General features: G+C 72.2%; 16 protein-coding genes. 8 read left to right on the top strand and 8 right to left on the bottom strand.

Annotated features, from left to right (window positions below; genetic code table 11):
• The first annotated feature begins 91 nt into the window (after window positions 1-91).
• From BUB75_RS23850 to BUB75_RS23870, 5 genes are read left to right on the top strand one after another with little or no spacing between them, the layout of a single operon-like run.
• Window positions 92-652 carry a quercetin 2,3-dioxygenase gene (locus tag BUB75_RS23850; protein ID WP_073260253.1) on the top strand — a complete coding sequence of 187 codons (561 nt, stop codon included), beginning with the start codon at window positions 92-94 and terminating at the stop codon, window positions 650-652.
• On the top strand, window positions 649-1,494 hold the full coding sequence (locus BUB75_RS23855; RefSeq protein WP_073260013.1) for a fumarylacetoacetate hydrolase family protein: 846 nt from the start codon (window positions 649-651) through the stop codon (window positions 1,492-1,494). Before BUB75_RS23850 ends, BUB75_RS23855 begins: the two co-directional genes overlap by 4 nt.
• Complete coding sequence (locus BUB75_RS23860) at window positions 1,491-2,726, top strand: DUF3500 domain-containing protein (RefSeq protein ID WP_073260014.1); 1,236 nt, start codon at window positions 1,491-1,493, stop codon at window positions 2,724-2,726. The genes BUB75_RS23855 and BUB75_RS23860 overlap by 4 nt, the downstream gene beginning before the upstream one ends.
• On the top strand, window positions 2,723-4,339 hold the full coding sequence (locus tag BUB75_RS23865; RefSeq protein WP_073260015.1) for an FAD-dependent monooxygenase: 1,617 nt from the start codon (window positions 2,723-2,725) through the stop codon (window positions 4,337-4,339). Before BUB75_RS23860 ends, BUB75_RS23865 begins: the two co-directional genes overlap by 4 nt.
• Entirely contained in the window at window positions 4,336-5,262 is a 927-nt protein-coding gene (locus BUB75_RS23870) for an alpha/beta hydrolase (protein ID WP_084741636.1), read from the top strand. The genes BUB75_RS23865 and BUB75_RS23870 overlap by 4 nt, the downstream gene beginning before the upstream one ends.
• On the opposite strand, the gene BUB75_RS23875 is transcribed toward BUB75_RS23870, so the two are convergent.
• From BUB75_RS23875 to BUB75_RS23885, 3 genes are all read right to left on the bottom strand, one after another.
• Entirely contained in the window at window positions 5,251-5,838 is a 588-nt protein-coding gene (locus BUB75_RS23875) for a carboxymuconolactone decarboxylase family protein (RefSeq protein ID WP_073260016.1), read from the bottom strand. The genes BUB75_RS23870 and BUB75_RS23875 overlap by 12 nt on opposite strands.
• 63 nt (window positions 5,839-5,901) lie before the next feature.
• On the bottom strand, window positions 5,902-6,477 hold the full coding sequence (locus BUB75_RS23880; RefSeq protein ID WP_073260017.1) for a hypothetical protein: 576 nt from the start codon (window positions 6,475-6,477) through the stop codon (window positions 5,902-5,904).
• Window positions 6,478-7,416, bottom strand: coding sequence for an LLM class F420-dependent oxidoreductase (locus BUB75_RS23885; RefSeq protein WP_073260018.1), 939 nt, complete (start codon window positions 7,414-7,416; stop codon window positions 6,478-6,480).
• A gap of 51 nt (window positions 7,417-7,467) precedes the next feature.
• Between BUB75_RS23885 and BUB75_RS23890 the strand changes: the two genes are divergently transcribed.
• From BUB75_RS23890 to BUB75_RS23900, 3 genes are all read left to right on the top strand, one after another.
• Complete coding sequence (locus BUB75_RS23890) at window positions 7,468-7,926, top strand: nuclear transport factor 2 family protein (RefSeq protein ID WP_073260019.1); 459 nt, start codon at window positions 7,468-7,470, stop codon at window positions 7,924-7,926.
• A gap of 66 nt (window positions 7,927-7,992) precedes the next feature.
• Window positions 7,993-9,132, top strand: a complete 1,140-nt coding sequence (locus tag BUB75_RS23895) for a phosphotransferase family protein (protein WP_073260020.1) — start codon at window positions 7,993-7,995, stop codon at window positions 9,130-9,132.
• Window positions 9,129-10,235, top strand: coding sequence for an Rv3169 family protein (locus BUB75_RS23900; protein ID WP_073260021.1), 1,107 nt, complete (start codon window positions 9,129-9,131; stop codon window positions 10,233-10,235). Before BUB75_RS23895 ends, BUB75_RS23900 begins: the two co-directional genes overlap by 4 nt.
• A gap of 9 nt (window positions 10,236-10,244) precedes the next feature.
• On the opposite strand, the gene BUB75_RS23905 is transcribed toward BUB75_RS23900, so the two are convergent.
• The 5 genes from BUB75_RS23905 to BUB75_RS23925 form a co-directional block, all read right to left on the bottom strand.
• Entirely contained in the window at window positions 10,245-11,240 is a 996-nt protein-coding gene (locus BUB75_RS23905; protein WP_073260022.1) for an MEDS domain-containing protein, read from the bottom strand.
• The gene (locus BUB75_RS45405; protein ID WP_143175369.1) at window positions 11,237-11,602 is read right to left on the bottom strand and encodes an STAS domain-containing protein; all 366 of its coding nucleotides are present in this window, start codon (window positions 11,600-11,602) and stop codon (window positions 11,237-11,239) included. The genes BUB75_RS23905 and BUB75_RS45405 overlap by 4 nt, the downstream gene beginning before the upstream one ends.
• A gap of 157 nt (window positions 11,603-11,759) precedes the next feature.
• Window positions 11,760-12,743, bottom strand: a complete 984-nt coding sequence (locus tag BUB75_RS23915) for a permease prefix domain 1-containing protein (RefSeq protein WP_073260024.1) — start codon at window positions 12,741-12,743, stop codon at window positions 11,760-11,762.
• Window positions 12,740-13,096, bottom strand: a complete 357-nt coding sequence (locus BUB75_RS23920; RefSeq protein WP_073260255.1) for a PadR family transcriptional regulator — start codon at window positions 13,094-13,096, stop codon at window positions 12,740-12,742. Before BUB75_RS23920 ends, BUB75_RS23915 begins: the two co-directional genes overlap by 4 nt.
• Before the next feature lie 75 nt (window positions 13,097-13,171).
• The gene (locus BUB75_RS23925) at window positions 13,172-14,749 is read right to left on the bottom strand and encodes an alkaline phosphatase D family protein (protein ID WP_073260025.1); all 1,578 of its coding nucleotides are present in this window, start codon (window positions 14,747-14,749) and stop codon (window positions 13,172-13,174) included.
• Between the last annotated feature and the right edge of the window lie 16 nt (window positions 14,750-14,765).

Consider the following 14,765-nt stretch of genomic DNA (forward strand, 5'->3'; position numbering starts at 1 on the left):
AATGGCAACCCCTCTGGGACGCCGTGATCGTGGTCACGCATTCTGGCCGCAGTGTGAAGTGACGGAGCCCTGACCTGACAACGGAGACATGATGAGCTTCGAGTACCTGGCCGACCCGTCGGGGCGGCCCGCGTGGCAGGGGCGCCTGCCCGGCAAGCCCGAGCCCTACGTGCTGCGCCGCGGCGAGGGCGAGCACGCGATGCTGTTCACCGACCTGTTCACGGTGCTGCTCTCGGGTGACGAGACCAACGGGCAGTTCGGCGTCATCACCAGCGACTGCCCGTCGGGGGACGTCATCCCGACCCACTCGCACGACGACACCCACGAGGTGTTCTACGTGCTCGAGGGCAAGCTGCGGGTGTTCTTCGAGGACGCCGAGGGCACGAAGTCGTCGTCGCTGCTGCTGGCCGGTGACTTCGCGTACGTCCCGGCGGGCAAGCCGCACGCCTACCAGGTCGAGGAGGCCGCACGCATCCTCGGCGTGATGTCCGGCGGGTTCGAACGGTTCTTCCAGCACATGGGGCAGCCCACCGACCACGCCACCGTGGAGCAGCCGCCGTTCATCCCGGACTTCCCGCGGATGCAGGCGGCCGCCCAGCAGCACCGCATGCAGTTCATGCCGCAGTACACGTGGCCCACGGACCGCCCGTGAGGATCGTCGGTGTGCGCCGCGGCGACGCCGCCGGCGTCGAGGTGGCCGACCTGGCCGCGGACGGTTCCGCGGTCACGGTCGTCGCCGGCCTGGAGGAGTTCTGGGCGGACGCCGCGGCGCACCTGGCCCGGCCCGCCACCGGACCGACGCTGGCCGTCGCTGACGTGGAGCTCGTGCCGCCGGTGCTGCCCGGCGCGCGGGTCATCTGCATCGGCCTGAACTACCTCAAGCACGTCGCCGAAGGGTCGTTCGCCGAGAGCGGTGTCCCGCCCTACCCGACGCTGTTCGCCCGCTGGACCCAGTCGCTCACCGTCGACGGCGCCGAGGTGCCGGTGCCCTCCAACGAGGACGGCATCGACTGGGAGGGTGAGGTCGTCGCCTGGGTGGGGTCGACGCTCGTCGACGCCGACCCGGACACCGCGCTCGCCGCGGTCGTCGGGTACTCGGCGTTCAACGACCTGACCTCTCGCAAGGCCCAGAAGCTCACGTCGCAGTGGATCCTCGGCAAGAACGGGGACAACTCCGGCCCGCTCGGCCCGCTGGTGCCCGCCGCCGAGGTCGGTGACCTGCGCGACGGCCTGCGGGTGCGGACCCGGGTCAACGGCGAGACCGTGCAGGACGGCCGCACCGACGAGATGGTCTACACGGTCGGCGACACGCTCTCGCTGATCTCGCACACGTTCACGCTGCGCCCCGGCGACCTGCTCGCCACCGGGACCCCGTCCGGCGTCGGTTACGCCCGCGACCCGCAGTGGTTGCTGCACCCCGGGGACGTCGTCGAGGTGGACGTCGAGCGGATCGGCGTGCTGCGCAACACGATCGTCGGTAACGAGGCACGATGAGCTTCCGGAAGTACTTGTTCCCGCACGACCACCCGCGGCTGGCGGAGGTCCGGGGTCTGGACCCGTACGCGTACCGGGAGTTCGCCAGGAAGCCGGGCACGTTCACCGGTGGGCTGGTCGAGGGCTGGACACCGCTGTACCTCAACGAGTTCCGCGGGGTCACCGAATCCGGGGTGCTCCGCCAGGGCCTCTACCCGCTGGTGCCGGCCGCGCGCGGGGCGGAGGCACCGGTGGCGGCCATGGTGGAGGCGGCCGGTGCGCTGCTGGCCGCGCTCGCGCCGGAGGACCGGGAGCGGGTCTCGTTCCCGGTGGACGCGGTCGAGTGGCAGACCTGGGCCAACCCGGAGTTCCTGCAGTTCGACACCGGGCTGCGGCTGGAGTTCCAGCCGGTCGAGGTCCGGGAGAAGGCACTGGACCTGATGCGCGCGTCGCTGTCCCCCGAGGGATTCGAGCTGGCGCACACGATGATGCTGATCAACGGGTTCCTCGGCGAGGTCGTGGACCTGGAGACGATCCTCAACGAGTTCAGCTACAACCTCGCGCTCTACGGCGAGCCGGACCCGCACAAGCCCTGGGGCTGGCAGCTCTACGGGCACCACTGCGCGGTCAACTGCCTGGTGGTGGAGGGCCGGATGGTCGTCTCCCCGATCTTCCTCGGTGCCGAACCCAACGAGATCGACGCCGGGGAGCACGCCGGGCGGGGTTCGTTCGCCGACCACATCGCGCTCGGTCGTGCCGTGATGGCGGCGCTGACCCCGCCGCAGCGGGCGGCCGCCACGGTGTACGCGCAGATGGTCGACCCCGCGATGCCGGAGGGCCGGGTCCACCCCGGCGACGAACGGCACCTGGCCGGTGCGTTCCAGGACAACCGGGTCATCCCGTTCGAAGGTGTCCGGGTCGCCGAGCTGCCGGCGTCCGCGCAGGACCTGGTGCTGGCGCTGGTCGAGCGGTTCGTGTCGGTGCTGCCTGCCGGGCCCCGCGCGGCCCGGCTGCGGGAGCTCCGGGAGCACTGGGACGAGACCTGGTTCTCCTGGATCGGCGGCCACGAGCCCGGTGACGTCTTCTACTACCGGGTGCAGTCGCCGGTGGTCATCGCCGAGCTCGACCACCACTGCGGGGTGTTCCTCGACTACGACACCCCGCAGCCCTTCCACATCCACACCGTCCTGCGCACCCCGCACGGCAACGACTACGGCCGGGCATACGTCCGGCAGTGGCAGGAGAAGCAGTGAACGTCCCGGTGCTGATCGTCGGCGGCGGCCCCAGCGGGCTGGCCGCGGCACTCGAACTCGGCCGCCGGGGCATCGAGGTGCTGGTCGTCGAGCCGCGTGCCACGCTCGACCCGCTGCGGGCGCGCGCCAAGACCACCAGCGTCCGGACGATGGAGCACCTGCGGCGGTGGGGTCTGGCCGACCGGCTCCGGGAACTCGCGCCGCTGCCGGTCGAGCACGCGCAGGACGTCGTCTTCTGCACCGGGCTGTTCGGGCACGAGATCACCCGCTTCCCCGAGGCGTTCGGGCTGGTCACCGATCGCCGGGAGGCGTTCGCCGAGGCCGGGCAGCAGGTTCCGCAGCCGGTGGTGGAGCAGGTGCTGCGGGACGCGGTCGCCGCGCAGCCGACGGTGTCGCTCCGGATCGGCTGGAGCGCGGAGTCGGTCGAGGACGGTCCCGACGCGGCCCGGGCGGTGGTGCGTGATCCGGACGGTGGCCGCCACGAGGTCGTCGCCGAGTACGTGCTGGGCTGCGACGGCAGCAGCGGGATCACCCGCCGGGCGATCGGCGTCCGCTACGAGGGTGCGTCGGGCACGATGCCGAACCTCAGCGTCACGTTCCGGGCCCCGGCGCTGGAGACCGGCGCGCTCTGCGCGCTCGGCGTCCACTACTGGGTGATCGGTGCCGAGGCCGGCGGCCTGATGGGCCGCCTCGACCTGGACGGCACGTGGTGGGCCATCGTGCAGGGCGTGCACTCCGACGCCGACGCGGCGACGCTGGTGCGCGCGCTCATCGGCGTCGACGTGGACGTGGAGGTGCTGGCCACCGACCCGTGGTCGGCGCGGATGCTGCTCGTCGACCGGTACCGGGGGCAGCGGGTGTTCCTGGTCGGCGACGCCGCTCACCTCAATCCGCCGTGGGGCGGGCACGGCTTCAACACGTGCGTCGGCGACGCGGTGAACCTCGGCTGGAAGCTCGCCGCGGTGCTTCGGGGCTGGGCTCCGGCGTCCCTGCTCGACAGCTACCAGGCCGAACGGCGTCCGGTGGCCGAGCGCACGATCGACGCGGCCGGGTCGCAGGAGGCGTTCCTCGCGCCCGCCCTGAAGAAGGACCTGGACAGCGGCGCCGACCTGACCGACGCCGGGGAGGCCGGACGCGCGCTGCGGGCCCGGCTCGCCGAGGCACTGCAGGTCAAGGACCCGGAGTTCCACAGCCTCGGGCTGGTGCTCGGCTACGACTACCCGGACTCGCCGGTCGTCGTGCCGGACGGCGCGCCGGTCCCGGCGCCGCGGCTGACCGAGTACGTCCCGTCCGCGCACCCCGGTGCCCGGCTGCCGCACGCGTGGTTGCCGGACGGTGGTTCGCTCTACGACCGGCTGGGACCCGAGTTCACGCTGCTGAGCTTCGGCTCGGCGGACGTGGACGGCTGGGTTTCGGCGGCCGGCCGGCTCGGTATCCCACTGCGGACGCTCGACCTCGCGCACCGGCCCGAACTCCGGCCGCGGTTCGGGGCGGACCTGGTGCTCGTGCGCCCGGACCAGCACGTCGCCTGGCGCGGCGACGCGGTCGAGGACGTCAACGACGTGCTCCGGATGGTTACCGGCGCCGAGACGATGACAGGAGTGCCGCGATGACCGGAGTCCACTCGGCAGCCGGGGCGCGTCCACTGCTGCCGCCCGCGCACGAGGGGCCGCTGCCGCCGGCACACGTCGCTGCGGACGGCGTCCGGACGGTGAACGCGATCCCGTACGCGGGCGTGCCCGGGTACCGGCCGCTGGAGCTGGACCTGATCCTGCCGCCGGAGGCGGTCGGGCCGGTACCGGTCGTCGTGTTCCTGCACGGTGGCGGCTGGCGGGTAGGCAGCCGGAGCACGGTCGGCCCGGCGTACGCCGGAACGCGCCCGACGCCGTTCGAGCGGCTCGCGCTGGCCGGAATCGCGGTCGCGAGCGTCGATTACCGGCTGTCGGCCGAGGCCACCTGGCCCGCGCCGCTGCACGACGTGAAAGCCGCGGTGCGGTGGCTGCGCGCCCGGGGCAGCGAGGCCGGGCTCGACACCACGCGGATCGCGGCCTGGGGGGAGTCGGCCGGTGGCCACCTGGCCGCGCTGCTCGGCCTCACCGGTAACTCCGCCGCGCTGGAGGGCGAGATCGGCTACACCGGGCCGTCGAGCGCGGTCGACGCGGTCGTCGGCTGGTACACGCCGAGCGACCTGGGCGCGGTCGCCACCGACCTGGGTGCCGACCCGGACGCTCCGGACTCGCGGGAAGCGCAGCTCCTCGGCGGTCCGGTCACCGCGGACCCCGAGCGCACCGCCGAGGCCAGCCCGATCACGTACGCCGGGCCGGGCGCCCCGCCGTTCCTGCTCCTGCACGGCACGGCCGACCGCCTCATCTCGGTCCGGCAGAGCGAGCGGTTCGCCGCACTGCTCCCCGGCGCGACGCTCGAGCTGTTCGACGGGGCCGACCACATGTGGCGCGGCGCGCCGGAAGCGGCCGCGGCTGCCCTCGACCGCACGGTCACGTTCCTCCGGGCGCACCTGCTCCCCTCAGGCCGGTGACGCCACCTCCCGCTGCGCGAGGGGCGGCAGGCCGCAGGAGGCCGCGAAACCCTCGGACTCGATGCCGAGCGCGACGTTCATCCGCGTCATCTGGTTGACCAGCGCGACCCACGCCGTGAGCTCGACCAGCGCGGACGGACCGAGCTGCCCGAGCAACCGCGCCGAGAGCTCGTCGGTGACGGCCGGCGGCGTCTGCGACACCGCCTCGGCGTACTCCAGGACGTCCCGCTCGAGCGGCGTGAAGACGTCCGACCTCCGCCAGCGGGGGACCTCACGGGCCTTCGTCAGGTCGAGCCCCGCGTGGTGTGCCTCGAAGTACCCGTAGTCGAGGCAGAACGAGCAGCCGACCAGCGACGACACCGCGAGGTGAGCGTAGGCCTTCAGGGTCTCGTCGCACGCCTTCCACTTCTTGGCCTTCCGGCCGGTCCCGAGGCCGAACCGGAGCACCTGCCGCTGGTGCCAGAGCACCCCGAGTGACTCGGGCACGGTGCCGATCATCTTCCGGCAGAGGGCTTTCAGGACGGCGCCGTAGGGTCCGGTGATCTCGGCGGCCGGGATCCGCGTGGTGGTGGCCATGTCTCCTCCTCGTGGTCGTTGCCGGCATGGAGACACCGGCCGGGCCACGGGTGTGACACCCGCCTAACAGGCGCGGCCGACCGGGACCCGCAGGGTCGCCCGCCGGTCTCCGGCGGAGACCTCGACCGGCACGCACGCCGGTTCGTCGACGACGAAGCCACCCGGGTACGCCATCCACGGCTCCCGGTCCCCGGCCGTCGGCGGGCACCCGGGGATCGCGAGCCGGTTCGTCCACCGGCCGCCGTTGGTGCCCCAGGCGATCGCCGCGGTCTCGGGGACCGTGAGCACGACCGGGTGGCCGGCGCGGATGACCAGCCCGGTCTTCGCCCACAGCGGATGTGGGTCGTCCGGCCCGGACGCGGTGACCTGCTGGACCGACGCGGTGGCGAGCGCGACCGCGTCCAGCACCGAGGTGTACGCCGCCGGCGGCGCGGCGAGGGTATCGATCGGCGATTCGCACCGGAACGCCGACGCGTCCGCGGGAGGCGCGGCGGTCGGCGTTCCCGGCGTTGGCCCGCCGGACCCGGGTGTGGGCCGGCCGGGCTCCGGCGTGGGGCCGCCGCCGGGCTCCGGTGCGTCGCCGCTGCACCCGGCCAGCAGGAACACGACCGTGGCTAATCCCACCAGGCCTGCGCGCATTTATTCGACCAGCGAGCGCAGCGTCCGCCCGGCCAGCTCCACCGCGCCCGGCCGGTGCCCGGTGTACGGCATGTTGATCGTCAGCCCGGTGATGCCCTGGTCGAGCACCTCCTTCTGCAGGATCTCCGCGACCCGGTCCGGCGTCCCGGCGACGATCCGCGAGCGCGCTCCCGGCGACAGCGGCTCGAGCAGCGTGGCCAGCTCCGCCTCGCTCTCGGCGATCAGCACCGACGTCAGGAAGCTCGTCGCCAGCGTCTCGGGATCGCGGTCGGCCTCCGCGCAGCGCTGCCGCAGCGCCTCGATCTTGCGGGGGACGTCGGCCCGGCCGCAGATGACGTTGAGGTGGTCGGCGAACAGCGCCGCGAGCCGGAACGTCTTCTTCTCGCCGGAGCCGCCGAGCATGATCGGGATCGTCGGCCGCACGCGCGGGTTGTTCAGCGCGTTCCGGACCGTGTACCAGGCGCCGGAGTACGACGGCGCCTCCCCGCGCAGCATCGGCGCGATGATGTTGAGCGCCTCCTCGAGCCGCTCGAACCGATCGGTGAACGTGCCGAACTCGTAGCCGTAGTCGTGGTGCTCGCGCTCGAACCAGCCGGCGCCGATGCCCAGGACCGCGCGGCCCTTCGACACCACGTCGAGCGTCGTCACGGCCTTGGCGAGCATCGGCGGGTTGCGGTAGGTGACGCCGGTGACCAGCGCGGACAGCTGTACGGTCGACGTCGCGGTCGCCAGCGCGCCGAGCGTGGTGTAGCACTCGAGCATCGCGTGGTCGGGCGTTCCGATGCCGGGCAGTTGGTAGAAGTGGTCCATCACCAGCACGGTGTCGAACCCGGACGCTTCCGCCTCGCGCGCCTGGGCGATCACGACGTCGAACAGCTGGTCGTTCGGCGTGTCCGGGTAGGTGAAGTTCGGGATCTGGTAGCCCAGACGAATCGTCATGCCCGGACCTTAACCTCGGTCCGGCTCACTAGAACGCGTTATAGTGCCCTGATGATCGAGTCGGAGTTCATCACCTGGAACGCGCCGGACGGCGAGAACCCGGCGCGGGCCGCCTCGCAGCGGTCGTACGACGCGGTCGGACGCAAGTCCAAGGACGAGTGGCTCGCGCTCTTCTCCGAGCACGCGGTCCTCGAGGATCCGGTCGGACCGTCGTTCTTCGACCCGGAGGCCAAGGGGCACCGGGGCCGCGACGGGATCGGTGCGTTCTGGGATCTCGCGATCGCGCCGGTGAAACGCTTCCACTTCACGATCCACGACTCGTTCGCCAACGGCCCGCACTGCGCGAACGTCGCGACGTTCAGCACCGAGCTGGAGGACGGTACGACGGCCGACACCCAACTCGTGAGCGTCTACCGCCTCGACGACGACGGGCGGATCGAGATGATGCGCGCGTATTGGGAGGTCGAGCGGACGCTGGCCAGCGTGCGCCCGCCGGCATCCACACCTTGACCGCACGGCCTCCGCGCCTCTACTGTCCGCGAAACCAGAACGCGTTCCAGTGCCGGGAGGCGTGCGATGGCCGAGTCCGAAACCCCCGCGCGGGTGTCCAAGACCATGACGACGACGGTCACCGACCTGGTGGACCTCCGTCGGCGTCTGACCGAGTGGCTGACGGCGAAAACCGGTGGCCCCGCCGAGGTCGGCGAGTTGCGCCGGCCGGGGGAGACCGGGATGTCCAGCGTCTCGCTGCTGTTCGACGCCGCCTGGACGCACGAGGGTGAGCGGGTGGAACGTGGCCTGGTGGCCCGGATCCCACCGGACCTCGACGCCTACCCGGTGTTCCCCGCCTACGACCTGCGGCGTCAGCACGACGTGATCGCGACGGTCGCTGCGCACACCGACGTGCCGGTGCCGCGGCTGCACTGGCTGGAGGAGTCGCCGGACGTGCTCGGCTCCCCGTTCCTGGTGATGGAGCGCGTCGAGGGCCGGATCCCGGTGGACAACCCGCCGTACGTGTTCGGCGGCTGGCTGCTGGACGCCGGCCCGGACGAGCAGCGCGAGTTCCAGGACGCGACCGTGCGGCTGCTGGCTCGCGTGCACGCGCTGACCGACGTGCGGCGGCGGCTGCCGCTGCTCGCCGCCGAGGCGGGCGCCGACCCGCTGCGGCAGCTCGTCGACGACCAGCGCGCGTACTACGAGTGGACCCGGGCCGCGGACGGCCTGCGGATCCCGGTCATCGAGGACGCGTTCGCCTGGCTGGAGGAGCACTGGCCGGCCGACCCCGGCGAGGCGGTCCTCTGCTGGGGCGACGCCCGGCCGGGCAACGTCATCTACGACGGGTTCCGCCCGGTCGCGGTGCTGGACTGGGAGATGTGCGTGCTCGGCCCGCGCGAGGTCGACCTGGCCTGGATGGTGTTCCTGCACCGGTTCTTCCAGGACATCGCCGAGGTGTTCGAGTTCCCGGGCATCCCCGGTCTGTTCCGGGCGTCCGACGCCGTCGCGGTCTACGAGCAGGCCTCCGGCCACACCGTGCGCGACTTCCCGTTCTTCCTGATGTACGCGGCGGTCCGGCACGCCGTGATCATGAGCCGGATCAAACGCCGGATGATCCATTTCGGGGAGGACGCCGTGCCACCGACGCCCGACGAATACGTGCTGTTCCACACGCTGCTCCGCGCGATGATCGACGGACGCGCGGAGTGGATGCACGCATGAAGCCGACGCCGCTCGACGAGTACCCGATCCACCAGGCACCGCTGCCGATCGCCCGTGGCGCGACCAGCGACCGGCACTTCTACGACCGTAGCTACTTCCTGGCGCACGACCGGACCGGCGAGACCGCGGTCATCACCGGCTTCGGTACCTACCCGCACCTCGGTGTGGTCGACGCGTTCGCGCTCGCCAAGCGCGGCGACGTCCAGTACTCGGTGAAGTTCTCCGACGCGCTGGAGGCGCGGAGCCTGCAGCAGACCGTCGGGCCGTACCGGATCGAGGTCGTCGACCCGCTCCAGCGGATCCGGGTCATCTGCGACGCGGCCGACCTGGGCGTCGGGTTCGACCTCACCTGGGAGGGGTCGTTCCCGGCGGTGCTGGAGCAGTCGCACCTGATGCTCAGCGGCCCCCGCGTCACGTTGGACGCGAACCGGTTCGCGCAGGTCGGGACGTGGAGCGGGCAGCTCGTCGTGGACGGCATCGACGTGAGCGTCGACCCGGAGGTCTGGCTGGGCACCCGGGATCGGTCCTGGGGGATCCGGCCGGTCGGCGAGGCGGTGCCGCCCGGGCGTCCGCTGGACGACCCGAACGAGGGGCTGTGGTGGCTCTACGTGCCGCTGCGGTTCGACGACTTCGCGATCGTGATCATCGTCCAGGAGACACCGGACGGGTACCGCACGCTCAACGACGCGACCCGGGTGTTCCCGGACGGTCGAGTCGAGCAACTCGGCTGGCCGCGCATCGAGATCGACTACACCAGCGGGACGCGGATCCCGGTCGGCGCACGTCTGTCCTGTACCACCGCACGGGGTGAGGCGCTGGTCGTCGACGTCGAATCGCTGGGCGGCATCCCGCTGCACGTCGGCGCCGGCTACGGCGGCGATCCGGACTGGACGCACGGCACCTGGCACGGCCGCAACTGGTCGCGGGCGGACCGGTACGACATGAAGGACCCGGCGATCGCCGGACGGACGGTGTGGGGTGTCGTCGACCACCCGGCGCGGGCGACCTGCGACGGCCAGGTCGGCTGGGGTCTGTTCGAACACGCCAGCATCGGCCGCCACGACCCGTCCGGCTTCGCGGACTTCGGTGCGGTGGCGCCCTGAGAGCGGGGTTCAGCCCTCGTCGACGTCGAGGCCGCGGTGCGTCACCCCGTACGGGAAGTAGAGGCGCACCGCGGTGCATCCCACGTCGGTGTGCGTGAGCAGTACGTCCGCGAACTGCCGGGCGACCCACAGGCCCATGCCGTCCCCCGGCCGGAGCGGCGGGCGATAACCCGCGTCCGCCGGGATCGGCGTCCCGCCGCGGTCCTCGACGTGGACGACGAGCGTCTTGTCGTGGTGCCAGGTGCGTACGCGCACCGGTGGGCGGCCGTGCCGCAGCCCGTTCGTCAGGACCTCGCTCGCGGCCGCGGAGACCTGCTTCGCGGCCAGGTCGGCGAAGCCGTGCTCGGTCGCCCAGGCGCTGATCGCCGCTCGGCAGCCGGTCAGCTCGTCCAGTTCGTCGATGACGAGGTCCAGGTCGGAGGCCTCGGGCGCGGGCGGCATCGTCACGTCCGCGCGCCCGTCGAGGTACCGGTCGGTGGGGATGAAGCCGTCGTTCTCCAACCGGCCGTCGACGGTCAGCTCGTGGTCGTGGATGCTGCGGACGTTCTCGATGACCAGCGTCGGGTGGCGCCGGCTGTCCCAGATGCAGGTGATCGGGCAGCCGTACGCGGCGTAGACGTCGTTGCACATCGACTCGTAGCTCAGGTACGCGGCGACCCGGTCGACCGGGGCCTCCAGATCCGTCGCGACGTCGGGCTCGGCGATCACGTGCACGCTCCGGCCCTGCGCGTGCTGCTCCCGCAGGTACTGCCGGAAGTTCGCGAACGCGAAACCGAGCCGCTGGTAGAACGCGTCCGGTGTGCCCCACTCGAGGGTCTCGGCGACCGGGCCGAGCTCGGCGCGGAGCACCCGTTCGGTGTGCGGGCCGACGACCAGGAGCACCGGTGTGCGGTCGGTCGCGTGTCTGCGCAGCACCGGCACCAGCAATTGCTGGACGGTGTCGTCCGAGTCGACGATCAGCGCGGCGTGGTCGAACCCGGTTCCGGTGGAGTGCGCGGCGGTCACTGAGCGGCCTTGGACGAAGTATCGGTGCCTGCTCGCGTCGAGGGCTCGAAGAGCAGTCCGCTGACCTCGGCGACGCCGCAGAGCGCCACGATCCGCCAGACGGCGGTCGAGCACCGCACCCGCAGCCCGGAGTCCGTAACACCCACGGCGGGGCCGACCAGCAGCAGCATCCGCACCCCGGCCGCGCTGAAGAACGTCACGCCACGCAGGTCCAGCAGCGTGATCCGGTCGGCCAGCGCGGCGCCGATCCGGTCGGCCAGCGCGGAGGCGTTCGCCTCGTCGATCTCGCCGGTGATCGCCAGGCACTCGCCCGATCGAGTCAGGTCGCAGCGGACCAGGCTTTCCGAACGCCCCGTGTGCATGAGGTACCCCATCGAGCCGACGACAGCGTCAGGTCCCGGAACTTCGGTCAGCTTGCCACTACCCGCTGTGATGTGCATCCTCTGGCTCGAACAATTGCGAACGCGTCGCGGGCGCCTTCCCGCCGTAGCGGGAAGGCGCCCGGAGGGGGCACGACGGTCAGCCGGCGGTCACCGTCAGGTTGCCGGTTCCCGCGACCGGAGTGGCCAGACCGCGGCGGGCCCGCTCGGCGCGGATCGCGACGTCGACGACGTCGTAGACCGCACCGACGATCGCGACGACGATCACAATGCCCCGCAGCCAGGCGAGCGGGTCCTCGGTGCCCCAGTCCAGCCCGGCGACGAACTCCGGGTTGAAGAAGCGGTCGGTGGCCAGCAGCCAGACCACCGGCCCGGTCAACAGCACGGCCAGCACGGCGTTCGCGGCGGTCACCGCGTGGGTCCAGGCGCCGCGGCGGTGCAGCCAGACCGCGTAGACGATCTCCAGCACCAGCACGCCGATGAGGAACGGCCACCAGAACGTCCAGTTGTCCGGGTCGAGCACCGGGACGTCGGTGAACGTGAACTGCTGCAGCACCAGCCCGGCGATCAGCAGGACCGGCCAGAGCACGGTCAGGGCCAGCTGGCCGAGGGACAGCGACGCGGGCTCGTACTTCGGCAGGTGGGCGAGCGTCCACTCGGCGCCTAGGTCCCGGCGGGCGACGCCGGTGCGTTCGAGGATCGCGAACACCAGCGTGGTCCAGAACGCGAGGTGCGCGCCGGTGGTCATCAGCGCGCCGATCCCGGCGCCGATGGCCGGCCCGATCGCCGGATCCTCGAGGACCGTCACGATGACCACGACCGTGACGACGATCGGCAGCACGATCGAGAACAGCATCAGCAGCAGCCGGCGCCAGATGTCGTACAGCTCCGGGCCGATGAGGACGCGCGGCCGGTCGGCGTACCCGTCGGCCAGGCGGTCGGGGTCGCCGAGCTCGAGCAGCGTGGCCTCGGTGGCGGCCTCGGGTGGCTCGCCGTTCTCGACCCGGGCGTCGACGGCGTCCGCGATCGAGGCCCGGAGCTCCCGGTCGATGTCGGCGCGCTGTCGCTCGGGGACACGGCGGAGGACGGTGAAGACGTAGCGGTCGACGAGGTCGGTACTCATGAAGCGTCCTTCGGGGCGAGGGTGGGGGCGTCGAGGTCGGTGACCGCGCGGTCGAGCCGGGACCACTCGGCGCGCAGTGCGCGCGCGATCGCGTCGCCCTGCTCGGTGGTCCGGTAGAACTTCCGCGGCCGTGCTTCGTCGGTGTTCCAGGAGCTGGTGAGGAGGCCCTGGGCCTCCAGGCGCCGCAGCAGGGGGTAGAGCGTGTTGGCCTCCACCTCGAACCCGGCCGCGCTGAGCGTTTCGAGCAGCGAGTAGCCGTAGCCCGGGGTGCGCAGAACGGTGAGGCTCGCGACGACGACCGTGCCGCGGCGCAACTCCTGCAGGTGGCCGGAGAGCGTCGCATCGCTTGTCATGTCCAACACCATACTGTGTCTCACACACTATGGCAACGTAATACACCAACGTGCGTCACCGCTCAGTGTGGAAGCTCAGCCCCGCGGGTGGTCGGCGTCGTCGAGCGTGACGCCGGGCCGCCCGGCCTCGACGACGAACCGCGCGGCCGTGCGTGTCGTCGTCGGACCCGGGCTCAGCACCGTGTCGACCACCCGCAGCCGGGCCTCCAGCCGGTCGGCGGTCAGGTCGCCGACCAGGTAGCCGCGCCGGTTGTCGACGTACTTGAAGTGCGGGTTCTCGGCGCGCAGCGTGTCGTGCACCCGGCGGAAGGCGGCGACATCCGCGTCACCGCCGGACGTGATCGACGTCCCGACCAGCTCGGCGGCCACGGCCGGGGAGTCGTCCGCCTCGAAGTCCGGCCGCAGGTCGCACGCCCAGGTCGCGTGCTGGTCCCCGGTGAGAACGACCGGGTTGGACGCGACGCCGCTTCCCAGGTACTCCAGCAGCCGCGTCCGCTGCAACCGGTACCCGTCCCAGCTGTCGAAGCTGTACCGTTCGCGCGGCCCGGCGCGGCGGTCACCCGCGGCCCACGCCACCTGGTTGGCCAGTAGGTTCCAGCCGCTCTCGGCCCGGGCCAGCCCGTCGAGCAGCCAGCGTTCCTGCGCCGCGCCGGTCATCGTCCGCCACGGCTCGTCGGCCTGCGCGAGCGTGCGCGGGTGCGGCGATCGGTACTGACGGGTGTCGAGAACGTGCAGCGTGGCCAGCGATCCGAACCGCAGCCGCCGGTAGAGCCGCGGCTCGGCGCCGACCCCAGCCCGCCCCAGCCGAATCGGCATGTGCTCGCAGAACGCCCGCAGCGCGGCGGCCTTCCGCGCGGCGAACGGCACCGCCTCCCGGAGCGTCGGATCGGCCGGGAGCGCGCCGGTCCAGTTGTCGTCGACGTCGTGGTCGTCGAGCGAGACCACCCACGGGGCCGCCGCGTGCATCCGGGCCAGATCCCAGTCGGTGCGGTACTGGGCATGGAGGTTGCGGTAGTCCTCCAGCGTGTACGGCTGGCCGGTGCCGACGTGGTCTCGCAGCCGGTCGGGCCCCGGCGCGGCCTCGTAGATGTAGTCGCCGAGGAACAGGACGAGGTCGACGTCCTCCTCGGCCATCGCCCGGTACGCCGTGTAGAAGCCGTCCTGCCAGTTCTGACAGGACGCGGTGGCGAACCGCAGGTGCCCGGGGCGCGCGTCGGGCGCCGGTGCGGTGCGGGTGCGGCCGACCGGCGACGACTGGCCGTCCACCCGGAACCGGTAGAAGTACTCCGCGCCGGCGCGCAGTCCGCGGACGTCGACGTGGACGGTGTGCGCCGAGGCGGGGTGTGCCACTGCGGTACCGGAGCGCACGATCGTCCGAAAGCGTTCGTCGGGCGCGACCTCCCAGTGGACCGGTACTGGGGTCCGTGGCATACCGCCGCCCTCGGTGGGGCGCGGCGCCAGCCGCGTCCAGAGCACGACGCCGTCGGGTAACGGGTCGCCGGACGCCACCCCGAGCGTGAACACGTCGGCCGGGACCCGGGACGGCCGGGCCGACCGCACCCGGCTCCGCTGGCCGTCGGCGCTCAGCAGGACCGGGATGAGCAGCCCGGACGCCAGGAAGCGACGCCGGGGGAGCGGGTAGGAGAGCGGCACGGGAGTCGGGCGCGGG

It is taken from the genome of Cryptosporangium aurantiacum (assembly GCF_900143005.1).
Taxonomy (GTDB): domain Bacteria; phylum Actinomycetota; class Actinomycetes; order Mycobacteriales; family Cryptosporangiaceae; genus Cryptosporangium; species Cryptosporangium aurantiacum.